This window comes from Mesorhizobium sp. C416B (assembly GCF_030323165.1).
GTDB lineage: Bacteria > Pseudomonadota > Alphaproteobacteria > Rhizobiales > Rhizobiaceae > Mesorhizobium.
In genome coordinates, this window is record NZ_CP100471.1 from 779,690 (window position 1) to 795,053 (window position 15,364).

Consider the following 15,364-nt stretch of genomic DNA (forward strand, 5'->3'; position numbering starts at 1 on the left):
GATTGAAATGACGCCGCGTCAGTCAATGCTTTGCCCGCAGTCCAGCGAAGGTCAGTCGCCAGTCTCCTGCCCCATCTTGCGCGCCGTGTAGCGCTCGATGGCGGACAGTCCGTCATAGATCAGCACCGCCAGCGCCGCGACGATCAGGCCGCCTTGCAGGACGAAGGCGAGATTGTTGGACAGCAGGCCGGCGATGATCACCTCGCCCAGCGTCTTGGCGGCAACCGTCGAACCGATCGTCGCCGTGGCCAGGCTGATCACCACCGACAGCCTTATGCCGCCCAGAATGATCGGCGCGCTCAGCGGCAATTCGACCTTGATCAGCCTTTGCCAGCCCGTCATGCCGGCGCCGCGCGCGGCCTCCATGATGTTGCCGGGCAGTGTCGTGAGGCCGGTCAGCACGTTCTCGAAGATCGGCAGCAGGCCGTAGAGAAACAGCGCAATCAGCGTCGGCTTCTCGCCGAAACCGACGGCGGGCACCGCCAGCGCCAGCACCGCCACCGGCGGAAAGGTCTGGCCGATGTTCACCAGACTGCGCGACAGCGGCAGGAATTCGGCGCCCGCCGGCCTGGTCACCAGGATGGCAAGCGCCACGGCAACGATGGTTGCGGCGACGGTAGCGATCAGCACGGTCCTGAGATGCAGCAGGGTCAGCGTCAGCAGGCTGCCCTGATTGTAGATCGCCGGCGCATTGTTTTCGGTCAGCGGCTTCAACAGCGGCTCGAACCAGCCGGGATTGGTGACGAAGGCTATGAGAAGCACCACCAGGGCAAGCCTGAGCAGCGAAGGCAGCCAGGCTTTTAGACCGGCCCCTTTCATGCCGGCCTCGCCGCGCGCTTCACCAGCCCGTCGACGGTGACGCGGCCGAGCAGCTTGCCGTCTTCGCCCTTGACCGGCAGCGCCGGCCGGCCCGACCACAGAAGCTCGGCCAGCGCGTCGCGCTGGCTGGCGTCGCCTGGGATCGCCTCGCCTTCGGCAGTCCCCTTTTCCACGGCGTCGCGCACGCGGCCGAGCGACAAGAGCCGGAACGGCTTTTCGCTGGCGCCGACCAGGGTTTCGACGAAGGCGTTCGCCGGCCGCGCCAGGATCTCTTCCGGCTTGGCGTATTGCACCAGCTTTCCGGCATCCATGACGGCGATCTTGTCGCCCATGTGGACCGCCTCCTCCATGTCGTGGGTAACGAGGATGATGGTGGTGCCGAAGCGCTTCTGGATTGCCAGCAGGTCCTCCTGCGCCTTGGTGCGGATGATCGGGTCGAGTGCGCCGAACGGTTCGTCCATCAGAAGCACATTGGGCTCGGCGGCGAGCGCGCGGGCGACGCCGACACGCTGCTGTTGCCCGCCGGACAGTTCGTGCGGGTAGCGCGGGCCATAGGCCTCGGGGTCGAGCTGGTAGAGTGTCATCAACTCATCGACGCGGGCCTTGATGCGGTCCTTGTCCCAGCCCAGCAGGACCGGCACGGTGGCGATGTTCTGCGCAACGGTGCGGTGCGGGAACAGGCCGTGGCCCTGGATAGCGTAGCCGATGCTGCGGCGCAGCTCGTAGCCGGGCAGCGTGCGGTTGTCGTTGCCGTCGAGCTTGATGACGCCGGCGGTCGGCTCGACCAGCCGGTTGATCATTCGCAGCAGCGTCGTCTTGCCGGAACCGGAGGTACCGACAATGACGCAAACCGTACGCGGCTCGACGACCATGGACACGTCGTCGACCACGGTCGTCGCGTCATAGCGCTTGGTAATGCCTTCGATCTCGATCATGCCGTTTCAACCCTGCGCCTGGTGGCGGTCATCTCGATTACTGCGTCGAGGATGATGGCCGCGGCGAAGGCCAGCGCCACCGTCGGCACGGCGCCGAGCAGCACCAGGTCCATTGCGGTCTGGCCGACGCCCTGGAAGACGAAGACGCCAAAGCCGCCGCCGCCGATCAGTGCGGCGATGGTGGCCAGGCCGATGTTCTGCACCAGCACGATGCGGATGCCGGTGAGGATCACCGGAAAGGCCAACGGAAACTCGACGCCGAACAGGCGCTGGCCATCGGTCATGCCCATGCCGCGCGCTGCATCATTGGCCGCGCGGGGTACGCCGGCAAGCCCGACCACGGTGTTGGCCACCACCGGCAGCAGCGAATAGAGGAACAAAGCCACGAAGGCGGGCGCGGTGCCGATGCCTCTGATACCGAGCGCTGCGGCACCCGGAACATGCGCGGCGACCCAGCCCAGCGGCGCGATCAGCAGGCCGAACAGCGCGATCGAGGGTATGGTCTGGACGATGTTGAGCACATTGAGCACGCCGGCCCGCAACCGTTCGACGCGGTGGCACAGGATGCCGAGCGGCAGGCCGACGATCACCGCCGCCGCCAGCGACCCCAGCGCCAGCGTGATGTGCTTGGAGCCTTCGGCCCAGAAACTATCGGCGCGGTTTGCATATTCCTTGAGGATCGACAGGCTGTCCCACTGCCCCGATATCAGCAACAAGCCGATGGCCAGCGCCGCGAGGACGAGCACGCCGACGCGGGCCGGTGGCGACAGATTGAGCCTGGTCAGCACGTCGGCGAGCAACAATGTGAAGGCAAAGATCAACAGCCAGAACCCGGAAGCCGGCGAGATGCGGGCGAAGGTGTTGCCGGCCGGCGTCAGGAAGGTGCCGGCGACACCGATCAGGATGGCAAGGGCGGCGAGCGCCACGACGCTTGCGGCCAGGCGCAGGACAAGCGGGGTTTTCAGCAAGGCAACAATTGCGGCCACGACGACGATCGCCAGCAGTAGCGGCCCGACTGTGGCCGGCAGCGCCTCCAGGATCGAGCGCGCCTGACCGGGAACGATACGATTGGCGCGGAAGGTGGCGAACGGAGCCAGAAACGCCGCATAGGCAACGATCGCCGCGATAACCATGCCGAGCTTGTCGAAACGCAGGGTCATGGATGCCCCTCATGAGGAGCGATTTTCCACGTTGCGCAGACTACGCTGGTGATCGGTGCAAGCCGACGCGAAGTCCGATCTCCCCCCTTGCGGGGGAGATGGCCGGCAGGCCAGAGGGGGGTGTGAAGGATCGTCAGCTCTCGAGCGTCGGCCTGTTCGGAAGCAACCCTGTCGAGGCACGCACCTGCTACCGGTTGTGAGGTCGGCGGGACAGCACCCCCCTCTGTCCTGCCGGACATCTCCCCCGCAAGGGGGGAGATCAGCAGCTTCCAGAGAGGGGTGTCTCGCACCAGCGTCACGATCAGCTATGCGCTGACTACTTCAAAAACCCGTTCTTCTTCAAAAAGTCCTCGGCGACACCCTTGACCGGCTCGCCGCCGACCTGGACGCGGCCGTTGAGTTCCTGCAGCGTGACGAGGTCGAGCTTGGCGAACACCGGCTTCAACAGCGTCTCGATCTCCGGATGCTCTTTCAGCACCGCTTCGCGGATGATCGGCGCCGGCTGGTAGACCGGCTGCACGCCCTTGTCGTCGGCGAGCACGACCAGGCCGGACGGCGCGATGCCGCCGTCGGTGCCGTAGACCATGGCGGCGTTGGCGCCGTTGGTCTGGTTGGCGGCAGCACCGATTGTCGCGGCGGTGTCGCCGCCCGAAAGCGTGATCAACTGCTCCGGCTTCAGCGTGAAGCCGTAAGTGGTCTGGAACGCCGGCAGGGCTGCCGCCGAATTGACGAACTCAGCCGACGCCGCCAAAACCACCGTGCCGCCGCCGGCGACGTATTTGCCGAAGTCGGTCAGGGTCGCCAGCTTGTTGGTCTCGGCAACCTCCTTGCGCAGCGCGATCGCCCAGGTGTTGTTGGCCGGTGACGGCGACAGCCAGACGATCTTGTTGGCGTCATAGTCGAGCTTCTTGGCGGTCTCATAGGCCTTGGCGGCATCCTTCCAGACCGGATCGTCGGCCTTCTCGAAGAAGAAAGCGGCATTGCCGGTGTACTCGGGATAGATGTCGATCTCGCCGGCGGTGATCGCCTTGCGTACCACCGGCGTGCCGCCGAGCTGGATGCGGTCGGTGGTCTTGATGTTGTTGGCGTTGAGCACAAGCTGGATGATGTTGCCGAGCACGCCGCCCTCGGTGTCGATCTTCGAGGAGACGACCACCTGGGCATTGGCGGAGGCGGCCGTGATGCCGAGCGCCAACGCCGCGCCGGCCAGAATCTTGACTGAAAACATTGTGAAAACCCCTTGCTTTGGACCGAAATGCGGTGGCCGCATATGAGCATGGCTTCAACGCCCCGTCGGGGCACACGGTTTCATAACAATGGGTACAGACGCAATAATTTTGTGCGGTCGCCGCGATTCGGTCGGCGCCATGCTGACAGGTCGTGCCAAGCCAAAGATAGAACCGGATCAGGCGCGGGCTTTGCGCGATCCGGTCAGTTTGAGCGCGCCAAGGGCGACGAAACACAGGGCGACGACCGGGAAAACCAGCCAGTTCAGCATCTCCCAGCCCCAGGCATTGTAGATGGCGCCCGACATTAGCGAGGCGAAGGCGACGGAGCCGAACAGGACGAAGTCGTGGAAGCCCTGCACCTTGCTCTTTTCGGACGGATGGTAGCTGTCGGCGACCATGGAGGTGGCGCCGATGAAGGCGAAATTCCAGCCGAGGCCAAGCAGGATCAGCGCCGTCCAGAACTGCCACAAATGCAGGCCGGACAATGCCACCGCGGCGCAGCCGATGAGCAGGACCAGGCCGGTGGCGACGATGCGTTCGGCGCCGAAGCGATGGATCAGCGATCCGGTGAAGAAGCTCGGCGCAAACATCGCCATCACATGCCAGGAAATGCCGAGCGTGGCGTCGTCTGTCGACAGGCCGCAGCCGACCATGGCCAGCGGCGCGCCGGTCATGACGAAACTCATCAGCGCATAGCTGCCGACGGCGCAAAACAGCGCCGCGACAAAACGCGGCCGGGTGACGATATCGGACAGCGGCCGGGCGTCGCTTGACGCGACTTCCGCGTGGCCGGGAGCCTTGGCCGGGATGCGCAGGAATGACAGGATGATGGCGCCGGCCGCCGCCAGAACCGGAATGGCCACGAACGAGCCGGCAAACATCACCGGCGCCAGCAATTCGCGGGTGAAGATGACGATCTGCGGCCCGAGGATCGCGGTGATGACGCCGCCGGCCAGCACGAAGGAAATGGCGCGCGCCTTGAATTCGGGCGGAGCATTATCGGCGGCGGCGAAGCGGAACTGCTGGACGAAGGCGCCGCCGACGCCGATCACCAGCAGCGCGAAAGCGAACAGCCAGAAGCTGGCGTGGAACAGTGCCAGCGTGGAGATGACGCCGCCAAGCGCGGTCACGATGGTGCCGGTCATGAAGCCGCCGCGCTGGCCGAGCCAGCGGATGATGGCCGCGGCCGGCAACGCGCCGAGCGCCACGCCGATGTTGAAGCCGGTGATTGGCGCCGTTGCCAGCGACTTATCGGGGCCAAGCAGATATTGCCCGGCCAGCCCGCCCATGGAAATGGCAATCGGCGCGGCCGAACCGATAATCGCCTGCGACGTCGCCAGGATGATCGCCGTGCGGCGCGCTTCCCTTGCTGCGCCGGGGACGGTGCCGGTCACAATGCGTCCTTGCCGCGCCCCTCGCCCCGCACCCGGCGCGACACACGGTCGAGCACGGCGTTGGTCAGCTTCGGCTCGTCTTCCTCGTAGAAGGCCTTGGCGATGTCGACATATTCCGAAACGATGACGGCCACCGGCACGTCGTCGCGCTTCATCAGTTCGTAGACGCCAGCCCGCAGGATGGCGCGCAACGTCGAATCGAGTCTGGACAGCGGCCAGTCTTCCGTCAGCGCCTGGCGTATAATCGGATCGATGGTCGTCTGGTTCTCGACGACGCCGGCCAGGATGGCGCGGAACCACTGCGCGTCGGCCTCGCGATAAAGCGCGCCGTCGACTTCCTTGCCGAGCCGGAACGCCTCGTATTCGGCGGTGATCTCGAAGACGCCGCTGCCGGCCACGTCCATCTGGTAAAGCGCCTGCACGGCGGCCAGACGGGCGGCGCCACGCTTGTTGGCGTGGCGTATCGCGGGCTGGCCGGGCGAAGCGGGTTCGCTCACGATTGCGCTCCCAGCTTCTCTTTGAGCGCGATCATGGTCAGCGCCGCGCGCGCGGCAAAGCCGCCCTTGTCACCCTCCGAGCGCTTGGCGCGCGTCCAGGCCTGCGCGTCGTTCTCGGTGGTCAGGATGCCGTTGCCGATCGCAATCGCTTCCTGGACCGAGAGATCCATCAGCGCGCGACTCGATTCATTGGCGACGATGTCGAAATGATAAGTGTCGCCGCGGATGATGGTGCCGAGCGCGACAAAACCATCATAGTCCTTGCCGCCCTCGCCCATGCCGTCGAGCGCAAAAGTGATCACGGCTGGAATTTCCAGCGAACCGGGAACGGTGACGACGTCATAGGTCGCGCTAGCTTCGTCGAGCGCGCTCGTCGCGCCGTCGAGCAGCGCGTCGGCAAGATCGTCATGAAAGCGCGCCTCGATGATCAGAAGGTGGGCCTTCTTCTTCGGGCGAATGAACGCTTTGCCGTGTTGGGATGTGCCAGCCATAAATGTCTCCGGGGGTAGCCGGTGACTTAGGCTGAAGCCGGTTTGATCGCAAGCGGAAGATTGCTGGAGGCGAAGCCTGGCCTAGCGCGTCTTTGGGCTGGGCGTCGGTAGCGGGCACTCGCTGCAGAGGCTTTCAGCCCAGACGAGAACAGCTTCGTGATCCACTACACGACCCCCGACTACATCGGCCATTGCTTCGCGCGTAAGCCGCTTTTTCTGTTCGATTGTGAGTCTTGCGGCCATCAAAGCCCCTCTTTCGCCGCCTCGACTAGGCGCGCGGCGTAGCGGGCCATGGTGTCGATCTCGAGGTTGACCTTGTCGCCGACCTTGCGCTCGCCCCAAGTGGTCACGGTCAGCGAATGATGGATCAAAAGCACGTCGAAACGGGTGCCTTCGACCTTGTTGACGGTAAGCGAGGTGCCATCAAGTGCGACCGAGCCTTTTGGCGCGATGAATCTCGCCAGTTCGCGCGGCGCCTCCAGCGTAAAGCGCACCGCATCGCCCTCGTCCTTGCGTTCGACGATTTCGGCCATGCCATCGACATGGCCGGAGACGATGTGGCCGCCGAGCTCGTCGCCGATCTTCAGCGCCCGCTCCAGATTGACCCTGGTGCCTGATTTCCAGCCCGACGCCGTGGTCAACCTGAGTGCCTCTTCCCAGGCTTCGACCTCGAACCAGCGGGCGTTCGAGCCATCGTCGGGCAAAGCCGTGACCGTCAGGCAGACGCCGCCGCAAGAGATCGAGGCGCCAATGGCGATGGTCGCGGGATCATAGGCAGTGTCGATGCGCAGGCCGACACCTTCGCTCAGCGGCTTGACGGCCGCGACGGTGCCGATATCGGTGACAATTCCGGTAAACATCGATGCTGATCCCTAGAGGTCCCTTATCCATTCCGCATAGACATCTTCCCCGAAGCGCATCTCGCGCAATTTGCGGAAGCCTGCCGGGATATGGTTGGCGTCGACGGGCGATACAATGCCGCCCTCGCCGATCGCTTCCGGCCCCTGGAACAGCACGATGCGGTCGATCAGTCCTTCGGCGAGGAAGGCGCTGGCCACCTTGGCGCCGCCTTCGACCAGAACGCTGGCCATGCCGAGCGCGCCGAGATCCTCGAGCAGTTCCGGCAAGGCCACGCCGCCTTCATGGGTTTCGGTGCCGATGAAGCGCACACCGGCACGCTCCAGCACCGACCGCCGTAGCGGATCGGCCCCCAGGCTCGCGGCGACATAGAGCGGCACTCGGTCGGTGCCGGAGACCAGCTTCGAGGCTTCCGGCAGCCTGATCTGGCGATCGAGCACGATGCGCGCCGGCGAGCGGTTCTCCAGCCCCGGCAGCCGCACGGTGAGCGCCGGATCATCCTCCAGCGCCGTGCCGATGCCGACCAGTATGCCATCGGCTTCGGCGCGCATCAGATAGACTTCGCGGCGGGCGATATCGCCGGTGATCGCGACCTGGCCGGCGCCGTGCCTGCCGATCTTGCCGTCGCTGGAAAGCGCAAGCTTCAGAATCACTTCCGGGCGCTTTTTCAGGGACCGAATCAAATAGCCGGCCATCTGCTCGGCGGCTTCCTCGGCCAGCACCTTTTCGACCACTTCGATGCCGGCGGCGCGCAGGATGGCATAGCCTTTGCCGGAGACGCGCGGATCGGGATCGCTGGCGGCGCCGACGACCCGCGCCACTCCGGCATTGACCAGCGCGTTGGCGCAAGGCGGGGTGCGGCCATGGTGGGCGCAGGGCTCCAGCGTGACATAGGCGGTGGCACCGCGGGCCAACTCGCCGGCTTCAGCCAGCGCCTCGGTCTCGGCATGCGGCCGGCCGCCAACAGCGGTGACGCCGGTGCCGACGATCATCGGCCCGGCGCCATCGTCGCGAACGATGATGGTGCCGACCGAAGGGTTGGTCGAGGTGCGGCCGGCATTTCGGCGCGAGAGTCTCAGCGCTGCCGCCATGAAACCGCGATCGAGAGCCTGCTGATCGGCCTTCCCTGACGTTTGGGTTGCCATGCTCAGCCGGCGTCCTCTTCGCTCTTCAGCTCGTCGCCCTTGAGCTCGTCGCCTTTGAGCTCACCCAGCACATCGTGGAAATCCTTGGCCTCACGGAAATTGCGATAGACAGAGGCGAAGCGGACATAGGCGACGTCGTCGAGCGACTTCAGCGCTTCCATGACGAGCCGGCCGACCTCGCCCGAGGCGATTTCAGTCTCGCCGGAGCTTTCGAGCTGGCGCACGATGCCGGTGACGGCGCGGTCGATGCGCTCGGGATCGACATTGCGCTTGCGCACCGCGATCTCCACCGAACGCAAGAGCTTGTCGCGGTCGAACGGCACCTTTCTGCCGGACTTCTTGACCACCACGAGGTCGCGCAACTGGACGCGCTCGAAGGTGGTGAAACGGCCACCGCAATCGGGGCAAACGCGCCGCCGGCGGATCGCGGCGCCATCCTCGGCGGGGCGCGAATCCTTCACCTGCGTATCTTCGGACTGGCAATAGGGACAGCGCATGGAGAGCCTTCGGGTTGGCGATTCTGGCGGAACGATAGGCTTAGAGGTTTTTGCCGGGACGGCAAAGGTTCGGCAACGGCCGCTCGCGCCCTCAGAGATAGCGAGGCGGGAGGAAAATTGCCAGCCGCGCCAGATATGTCAGGGGGCGACGTCCTTGGTCGGGAAGCCGCAGGACGTTCCGAGGTTGCGGTAGGCCTTGGTGAAGCCATCCATCGGGATGCTGGCGACAGCCTGCTTGCCGAACGTCACATCGAGCGAGATGACCTGGCGCATGGCCCGCAACAAAGCGAGACTGGTCTTGGCCTGGTTGTCGACGGTCCAGCTCGGGCGGCCGGCATCATTGGAATAGACGGTCGCGGAAACCTTGACGCCGGGGTCGCCAAAGGTCGCGGCGATCTTCTTGCCGGTCGGCAGCTCCTTGTTGGCGATGGTGAACATGATCGCCGGATAGGCATCGGGCGGCAGGGCGTCGCCAGTCGAGATCGAAAGCGTCAGCGTGCCGGCATTGCCGTTGCCGTCGACAAAGGCTGTCGAGGCCGCACAGGTCTTGTGCGAATCCTGGCCGGTGTCGAGCGCATCGATGATGGTGGTCCACCTGCCAAAGGTGTTGGTGGCCGGGATATCCGTGCCCGGCTGCGTCTGCTCCTGGGCTATCGCGCCTGACGCGGTGAAAGCGGCAAGCGAGCCGATGAAGGCCAGAACGGCAGGACGGAACATGCGCATCGTCAGATCTCCAACAGGCCGCGCCGCCCGGACAGCAAGCGGCGCAGAGCGCGGGATAAAAGACGAAGCGCCGCTGGTGGTCAACCGAGATAGGGATAGAGCGGGAAACGATCGGTCAGCGCCACGACCTTTGCCTTCACCGCCGCCTCGACCGCCGCATTGCCTTCGTCGGAATTGGCGACCTTCAGCCCGTCCAGCACTTCGGCGATCAGCTTGCCGATCTCGCGGAACTCGGCCTGGCCGAAGCCGCGCGTGGTGCCGGCCGGCGTGCCCAGACGCACGCCAGAGGTGACGAAAGGCTTTTCCGGATCGAACGGGATGCCGTTCTTGTTGCAGGTGATGTTGGCGCGCCCGAGCGCTGCCTCGGCGCGCTTGCCGGTGGCGTTCTTGGGCCTGAGATCGACCAGCATCAGATGGTTGTCTGTGCCGCCGGAGACGATGTCGAGGCCGGTTTCCTTGAGGCTCGACGCCAGCGCCTTCGCGTTGGCGGCGACACTCTCGGCATAGAGTTTGAAGCTCGGCTTCAGCGCCTCGCCGAAGGCGACCGCCTTGGCGGCGATGACATGCATCAGCGGGCCGCCCTGCAGGCCGGGGAAAACCGCCGAGTTCATCTTCTTGGCGATGTCCTCGTCATTGCACAAGATCATGCCGCCGCGCGGGCCTCGCAACGATTTGTGCGTGGTCGTGGTCACGACATGGGCGTGCGGCAGCGGTGACGGATGCACGCCGCCGGCAACCAGGCCGGCGATATGGGCCATGTCGACCATCAGATAGGCGCCGACCGCATCGGCGATCTCGCGAAAGCGCTTCCAGTCCCAGATGCGCGAATAGGCGGTGCCGCCGGCCAGGATCAGCTTCGGCTTGGTCTCATGCGCGGTCTTTTCGATCGCATCCATGTCGAGCAGATGGTCGTCCTTGCGCACGCCATACGAAACGACCTTGAACCATTTGCCGCTCATATTGACGGGCGAGCCGTGCGTCAGGTGGCCGCCGGAGTTCAGGTCGAGGCCCATGAAGGTATCGCCCGGCTGCAGCAGCGCCAGGAAGACCGCCTGGTTCATCTGGCTGCCGGAATTCGGCTGCACATTGGCGAAGTTGCAGCCGAACAGCTTTTTGGCGCGCTCGATAGCGAGTTCCTCGGCGACGTCGACGAACTGGCAGCCGCCATAATAGCGCTTGCCCGGATAACCCTCGGCGTATTTGTTGGTCATGATCGAGCCCTGCGCCTCGAGCACGGCGCGCGAAACGATGTTTTCCGAGGCGATCAGCTCGATCTCGTGACGCTGGCGGCCAAGCTCGTTGCGGATCGAGCCGAAGATCTCCGGATCGGCATCTTCCAGCGTGGTTTCGAAGAAGGATTCGAACTTGTTCGACGCTGCCGCTGCAGTTGCCATGGCCTGAAATCCTTCGGTTCGGGGCATCTATCTATGCATATCGCTGCCCCGAAACCGCTGCACGGTTCCGGGCGACATGCATTGCCGCGCCATTAACACAGTTGTTTTCGCCTCGCCACGTTTGCAGCGCGAAATTTGCTGGCCGGATTGCGCCAGAGCGGCCCTGAACCGCTATTTTCGCTCCTGCCGCCCCTGCAGCAAGGCTTCGGTGAGCGTGATCTCGGTAAACAGCGCCCGCGCCGTATGGTCGTTGATCGCGCCGCTGCTTAACATGTCGCGCACGGCGATGCGCTCGGCCTCGATGCCGGCAAGCCGCATTTCGAGCTCCAGCCGCCCGGCTTCGCGGGCCTCTGCCCGGGCGTCGTCGGCCTCGTCCGAAGTGGCGATCCGGCGCCGGTAGCCGGCGACGATGTTTTCGGCGGCGGCAAGCCTGGCGCCGGGCACCTCGCCCTGGTCGTCGTCGCTGGCGCCCGCCATGCTTTCGACGCGGGCGATGGCCGCCTTGGCGGCGCCGATGCGGGCGAGACGCTCCTCGATGGCGCTGCCATCCTCGCCCGGCTCGACCAGCCCGCGCGCTATCTTCGGCAGCGCCACGCTGGCGATGGCGAGCGAACAGATGATGACGCCGGCGGCGAGGAAGATCACCAGGTCGCGCGCGGGAAAAGGCGAGCCGTCCGGCATGGCGAGCGGGAGCGACAGGATGCCGGCCAGCGTGATCGCGCCGCGCACGCCCGCCACCGAGCCGGCAAGCCGCACACGCATCCCGAACGGCTCGGCCTTGCGCTTTCCCCATTTTGCCTTGAGGCCTGCCGCGATGTCGCCGACCCAGATCCAGAGGAAGCGCAGCGCGATCAGGCACAGCGTCAGCGCAATCACCGTCGCGACCGGCTGGATGATCGGGTAATGGCCAGTCAGTTCGGGCGGCACGCGGCGAATGATTTCGGGAAGCTGCATGCCGAGCACGATGAACAGCGCGCCATTGTAGACGAAGGACAAGGTTGTCCACAGCGAGATCGTCTGCATGCGCGCCGAGACGCCGAGGAAGCGGAAGACGCCGGAGCCGCCGGTCAAAAGCCCGGCGGTGACCGCCGCCAGAATGCCTGAGGCATGCAGATGTTCGGCGACGAGATAGGCAATGAAGGGCAGCAGGACCATGACCAGAACCTGCGCCTCGGCCGGAACGCCGCCGATGCGATTCAGAAGCTGCAGGAGCCTGGCGGCGATGAACAACGCGGCGATGCCGGCCAGGATGCCGATGGCGACGGCATAAAAGAAGCTCAGCGATGCATCGGCGAAGGAAAAGCTGCCGGTCACGGCGGCGGCGACGGCGAAGCGGAACATGACCAGGCCCGAGGCGTCGTTGAGCAGCGCCTCGCCTTCCAGAATATGCATCAGCCGCGCCGGCACCAGGCTTCTGTCGACGATCGAGGACACCGCCACGGCGTCGGTCGGGGACAGCACGGCAGCGAGCGCGAAGGCGACGACCAGCGGGATGCTCGGCACCAACCAGTGCAAGGCATAACCGAAGCCGACAATGGTAAAGAAGACCAGCCCGATGGCCAGATCGAGGATCGGTCCGCGCAGCGCGATCAGCTCGCGTTTGGGCGCTCCATAGGCATCGCCGAACAAAAGCGGCGGGATGAACACCAGCAGGAAGAGTTCGGGGTCGATCTCGACATGGATGCCTTTCACCGGCCAGGCGAGCGCGGCGCCGATGGCAATCTGCAGCACCGGCAGCGGCACCCGAACCAACCGCACCAGTGCGCCGGAAAGAGCGACGAAGACCAGCACGGCGAGGATGAAGATTGCGACCTGCATGGCGCGATTCCGGCTGTTTTGAGGACCATGCGCAATTGCCGTTAGTCCGTCCAGATGGGCCTGCGGCGCAACGTCCGGCAGTGTTCATGGCCTGCATGGCTGGCGGCCACCAGTCTTCTTCTGTTGGGATGTCGAACGGAAAAGGCCACCTTGCGGTGGCCTTTCCTGAAGGAGATCAGCCGCTTAGAGCGAAGAGGTGATCTGCAGTTCGCTGGCGCCATCGAGCGCGTAGACGTCGTCGCGGAACTGCACGACGCCCGGACCCGTCGACCAGGCCGACACATAGAGGAAGTGGACCGGAACCGGGTTGACGACCTGCACCGGCGTGTTCTCGCCGGTCTTGATGGTCGCCTCGAAATGCTGGCGGTCCCAGCCGGGTGTGTCGCGCAGGACCCATGTGACGAGGTCGCGCACGTTCTGGACACGCACGCAGCCCGAGGAATCGAAGCGCATCATCTTGCCGAACAGGCTTTGCTGCGGCGTATCGTGCATGTAGACGCCGTCGGGGCTGGGGAAGTTGATCTTCACCGAGGCCATGGCGTTGCCGGAACCCGGATCCTGGCGGAAGCGGTATTTTGCGGCATCATCCGTCGACCAGTCGACAGTCATCGGATCGACTTCGCTGCCATCAGGCGCAAACAGCCGGATGTGGCTGTCCTTGAGATAGTCGGGGTTCTTCCGCATCAGCGGAATGATGTCCTTGCGCACGATCGAGACCGGCGCGTTCCAGTAAGGATTGACGATGATCTCGTTGATCTTGGAATTGACCACCGGGGTCTGGCGGTCGATCTTGCCGACGATTGCGGTGTGGCGCAGCACGACGCGATCGTTCTCGACCGCCTCGATCTGTGCCGCCGGGATATCGACCAGCACATAACGGCTGCCCAGCGTGCCGGCCTTTTCGCGCAGGCGCTCCAGGTTGGTCTGCAGCTGACCGAGGCGGATCTGCGCCGAAACGTTCATCGCCGCATAAGTGTATTTGCCCATGGCGCCGTCGGCCGGCAGGCCATGGCGCGCCTGGAAGCGCTTGACCGCGGCGTCGACGTAGGAATCGAACGACGTCGAAATGCCGGCGCTCTGCGCCAGGTCGCCCGAAATCATCAGCCGCTTGCGCAGCGGCACCACGTCCGGATCGTCGACGCCAAGCTGCAGCTTCTTGGTCGCCGGCACCTCGCCCCAGCCGCCCTGGGCGACGATGTTCTGATACTGCGCCACCGCCTGTTCGGTGAAGGCGACCGTCTGCAGGCTGAAGATCGGCAGCGTCGAGGCGACCTTGCCGCCTTCCGAGGCGCGGGCGTCGAACTGGTCGTCCCAATTGCCGCGGGCCGAAGATTTCAGGATATCGTCGATGACATCCTGCGCGCTGGCGGCATTGGCAACCATGGCGACGGCGAGCGCGGAGGCTCCAGAAAGGAAAAAGCGGCGGCTGGTTCTCATGGACGTTCCAGACATTCTTGTCGTGTTTGGCTTGTAGCGTTTGGCTGTTGCAGCGTTCGGCTACGTGCTCGATGTTGGGCGATATCGCCCGCACTTTAAAGTTGGCACTGTTAACAATTAGCCAACCATGACCTGCGTCACCTGGCCGTCAAAAGCGGACGGCGATGCGACCTTACAGGCGCGCGAACAGCTTTCGCCGCCGCATACCCACACCCCTCGCTTCCACCGCGAATATGGCGGCAACGTGGCTTTGCGCCGAATTGGAAGCGCAGGCGGCTCGAAAAAGAAAAGGCCGGTGCTTTTCGGCACCGGCCTGTTGGCTGAGACTTGCCTCCGGCCGCGCTTCTTCCGGCGCAGCTGCTATTCAATGGCCCGCTGATTACATCCTGTAGGCAATCGTGTCGTTCCAGAAGCGGTCGAGGCGCTGCAGCGCGCGGTTCATCTGCTTGAACTCTTCGCTGTTGATGCCGCCGACCTGTTCGATCGAGCCGACATGGCGCTCATAGAGACCGGCGACGACTTCCGCCACTTCATTGCCCTTCGGCGTCAGCGAAACGCGGACCGAACGGCGGTCGATGCGCGAGCGCTGGTGGTTGATGAAGCCGAGATCGACCAGCTTCTTCAGATTGTAGGAGACGTTCGAGCCGAGATAGTAGCCACGCGAGCGCAGCTCGCCGGCGGTCAGTTCGGAATTGCCGATATTGAACAGAAGCAGCGCCTGGATGGCATTGATGTCGGAACGGCCGTTGCGGTCGAACTCGTCCTTGATCACGTCAAGCAGACGGCGATGCAGACGCTCCACCAGCTGCAGCGATTCCATGTAAAGCGAACGGATAGCCTCGCGGCGATCGTCGGATACGTTGGCGGTCTTCGCCGCCGGACGCGAATTGATCATTGTCTTTGCCTCTCGTTTGTCGCCCTGGTGATTTTTTGTTTTTCACCTTGATTGCGACACTATCGAATACTC

General features: G+C 64.6%; 16 protein-coding genes. 1 reads left to right on the top strand and 15 read right to left on the bottom strand.

Annotated features, from left to right (window positions below; translation table 11 throughout):
* Positions 1 to 51: 51 nt before the first annotated feature.
* From NLY43_RS04000 to NLY43_RS04065, 14 genes are all read right to left on the bottom strand, one after another.
* Positions 52 to 819, bottom strand: a complete 768-nt coding sequence (locus NLY43_RS04000) for an ABC transporter permease (RefSeq protein ID WP_023689502.1) — start codon at positions 817 to 819, stop codon at positions 52 to 54.
* Positions 816 to 1,754 (bottom strand): ABC transporter ATP-binding protein, encoded by a 939-nt coding sequence (locus NLY43_RS04005; RefSeq protein ID WP_023689503.1) that lies wholly within the window; start codon positions 1,752 to 1,754, stop codon positions 816 to 818. Before NLY43_RS04005 ends, NLY43_RS04000 begins: the two co-directional genes overlap by 4 nt.
* Complete coding sequence (locus NLY43_RS04010; protein WP_023689504.1) at positions 1,751 to 2,914, bottom strand: ABC transporter permease; 1,164 nt, start codon at positions 2,912 to 2,914, stop codon at positions 1,751 to 1,753. The genes NLY43_RS04005 and NLY43_RS04010 overlap by 4 nt, the downstream gene beginning before the upstream one ends.
* A 316-nt stretch (positions 2,915 to 3,230) precedes the next feature.
* Complete coding sequence (osmF, locus tag NLY43_RS04015) at positions 3,231 to 4,142, bottom strand: glycine betaine ABC transporter substrate-binding protein OsmF (RefSeq protein ID WP_023689505.1); 912 nt, start codon at positions 4,140 to 4,142, stop codon at positions 3,231 to 3,233.
* A 177-nt stretch (positions 4,143 to 4,319) separates the two neighbouring features.
* Positions 4,320 to 5,537 carry an MFS transporter gene (locus NLY43_RS04020; RefSeq protein WP_023682389.1) on the bottom strand — a complete coding sequence of 406 codons (1,218 nt, stop codon included), beginning with the start codon at positions 5,535 to 5,537 and terminating at the stop codon, positions 4,320 to 4,322.
* Positions 5,534 to 6,034, bottom strand: a complete 501-nt coding sequence (gene nusB / locus NLY43_RS04025; RefSeq protein ID WP_023682390.1) for a transcription antitermination factor NusB — start codon at positions 6,032 to 6,034, stop codon at positions 5,534 to 5,536. Before nusB ends, NLY43_RS04020 begins: the two co-directional genes overlap by 4 nt.
* A complete protein-coding gene (ribH, locus tag NLY43_RS04030) occupies positions 6,031 to 6,525 on the bottom strand; it encodes a 6,7-dimethyl-8-ribityllumazine synthase (protein WP_023682391.1) in 495 nt (164 codons plus the stop codon). The genes nusB and ribH overlap by 4 nt, the downstream gene beginning before the upstream one ends.
* A 242-nt stretch (positions 6,526 to 6,767) precedes the next feature.
* A complete protein-coding gene (locus NLY43_RS04035; protein WP_023682392.1) occupies positions 6,768 to 7,385 on the bottom strand; it encodes a riboflavin synthase in 618 nt (205 codons plus the stop codon).
* Between the two features lie 12 nt (positions 7,386 to 7,397).
* The gene (gene ribD, locus NLY43_RS04040; protein ID WP_023711541.1) at positions 7,398 to 8,528 is read right to left on the bottom strand and encodes a bifunctional diaminohydroxyphosphoribosylaminopyrimidine deaminase/5-amino-6-(5-phosphoribosylamino)uracil reductase RibD; all 1,131 of its coding nucleotides are present in this window, start codon (positions 8,526 to 8,528) and stop codon (positions 7,398 to 7,400) included.
* 2 nt (positions 8,529 to 8,530) lie between these two features.
* Positions 8,531 to 9,025, bottom strand: coding sequence for a transcriptional regulator NrdR (gene nrdR / locus NLY43_RS04045; RefSeq protein ID WP_023669351.1), 495 nt, complete (start codon positions 9,023 to 9,025; stop codon positions 8,531 to 8,533).
* A gap of 138 nt (positions 9,026 to 9,163) precedes the next feature.
* A complete protein-coding gene (locus tag NLY43_RS04050; protein ID WP_023689508.1) occupies positions 9,164 to 9,748 on the bottom strand; it encodes an invasion associated locus B family protein in 585 nt (194 codons plus the stop codon).
* An 80-nt stretch (positions 9,749 to 9,828) separates the two neighbouring features.
* Positions 9,829 to 11,142: a serine hydroxymethyltransferase gene (glyA, locus tag NLY43_RS04055; RefSeq protein WP_023669349.1), complete on the bottom strand. Its 1,314-nt coding sequence runs from the start codon at positions 11,140 to 11,142 to the stop codon at positions 9,829 to 9,831.
* A gap of 171 nt (positions 11,143 to 11,313) precedes the next feature.
* Positions 11,314 to 12,960: a Na+/H+ antiporter gene (locus NLY43_RS04060; protein WP_023700554.1), complete on the bottom strand. Its 1,647-nt coding sequence runs from the start codon at positions 12,958 to 12,960 to the stop codon at positions 11,314 to 11,316.
* Between the two features lie 183 nt (positions 12,961 to 13,143).
* Entirely contained in the window at positions 13,144 to 14,397 is a 1,254-nt protein-coding gene (locus NLY43_RS04065) for a L,D-transpeptidase family protein (protein WP_023711542.1), read from the bottom strand.
* Between the two features lie 127 nt (positions 14,398 to 14,524).
* Between NLY43_RS04065 and NLY43_RS04070 the strand changes: the two genes are divergently transcribed.
* Positions 14,525 to 14,776: a hypothetical protein gene (locus tag NLY43_RS04070; RefSeq protein ID WP_023711543.1), complete on the top strand. Its 252-nt coding sequence runs from the start codon at positions 14,525 to 14,527 to the stop codon at positions 14,774 to 14,776.
* On the opposite strand, the gene ldtR is transcribed toward NLY43_RS04070, so the two are convergent.
* The gene (ldtR, locus tag NLY43_RS04075; protein WP_023672997.1) at positions 14,777 to 15,292 is read right to left on the bottom strand and encodes a transcriptional regulator LdtR; all 516 of its coding nucleotides are present in this window, start codon (positions 15,290 to 15,292) and stop codon (positions 14,777 to 14,779) included.
* Positions 15,293 to 15,364: the final 72 nt, after the last annotated feature.

What these genes read in the sequence shown, in the direction of transcription:
- nrdR (WP_023669351.1), bottom strand. Translation starts at nt 9,025, where the DNA reads ATGCGCTGTCCCTATTGCCAGTCCGAAGATACGCAGGTGAAGGATTCG.
- NLY43_RS04010 (WP_023689504.1), bottom strand. Translation starts at nt 2,914, where the DNA reads ATGACCCTGCGTTTCGACAAGCTCGGCATGGTTATCGCGGCGATCGTT.
- NLY43_RS04000 (WP_023689502.1), bottom strand. Translation starts at nt 819, where the DNA reads ATGAAAGGGGCCGGTCTAAAAGCCTGGCTGCCTTCGCTGCTCAGGCTT.
- NLY43_RS04005 (WP_023689503.1), bottom strand. Translation starts at nt 1,754, where the DNA reads ATGATCGAGATCGAAGGCATTACCAAGCGCTATGACGCGACGACCGTG.
- ldtR (WP_023672997.1), bottom strand. Translation starts at nt 15,292, where the DNA reads ATGATCAATTCGCGTCCGGCGGCGAAGACCGCCAACGTATCCGACGAT.
- NLY43_RS04035 (WP_023682392.1), bottom strand. Translation starts at nt 7,385, where the DNA reads ATGTTTACCGGAATTGTCACCGATATCGGCACCGTCGCGGCCGTCAAG.
- NLY43_RS04050 (WP_023689508.1), bottom strand. Translation starts at nt 9,748, where the DNA reads ATGCGCATGTTCCGTCCTGCCGTTCTGGCCTTCATCGGCTCGCTTGCC.
- osmF (WP_023689505.1), bottom strand. Translation starts at nt 4,142, where the DNA reads ATGTTTTCAGTCAAGATTCTGGCCGGCGCGGCGTTGGCGCTCGGCATC.
- NLY43_RS04065 (WP_023711542.1), bottom strand. Translation starts at nt 14,397, where the DNA reads ATGAGAACCAGCCGCCGCTTTTTCCTTTCTGGAGCCTCCGCGCTCGCC.
- ribD (WP_023711541.1), bottom strand. Translation starts at nt 8,528, where the DNA reads ATGGCAACCCAAACGTCAGGGAAGGCCGATCAGCAGGCTCTCGATCGC.
- ribH (WP_023682391.1), bottom strand. Translation starts at nt 6,525, where the DNA reads ATGGCTGGCACATCCCAACACGGCAAAGCGTTCATTCGCCCGAAGAAG.
- NLY43_RS04060 (WP_023700554.1), bottom strand. Translation starts at nt 12,960, where the DNA reads ATGCAGGTCGCAATCTTCATCCTCGCCGTGCTGGTCTTCGTCGCTCTT.
- NLY43_RS04070 (WP_023711543.1), top strand. Translation starts at nt 14,525, where the DNA reads ATGACCTGCGTCACCTGGCCGTCAAAAGCGGACGGCGATGCGACCTTA.
- glyA (WP_023669349.1), bottom strand. Translation starts at nt 11,142, where the DNA reads ATGGCAACTGCAGCGGCAGCGTCGAACAAGTTCGAATCCTTCTTCGAA.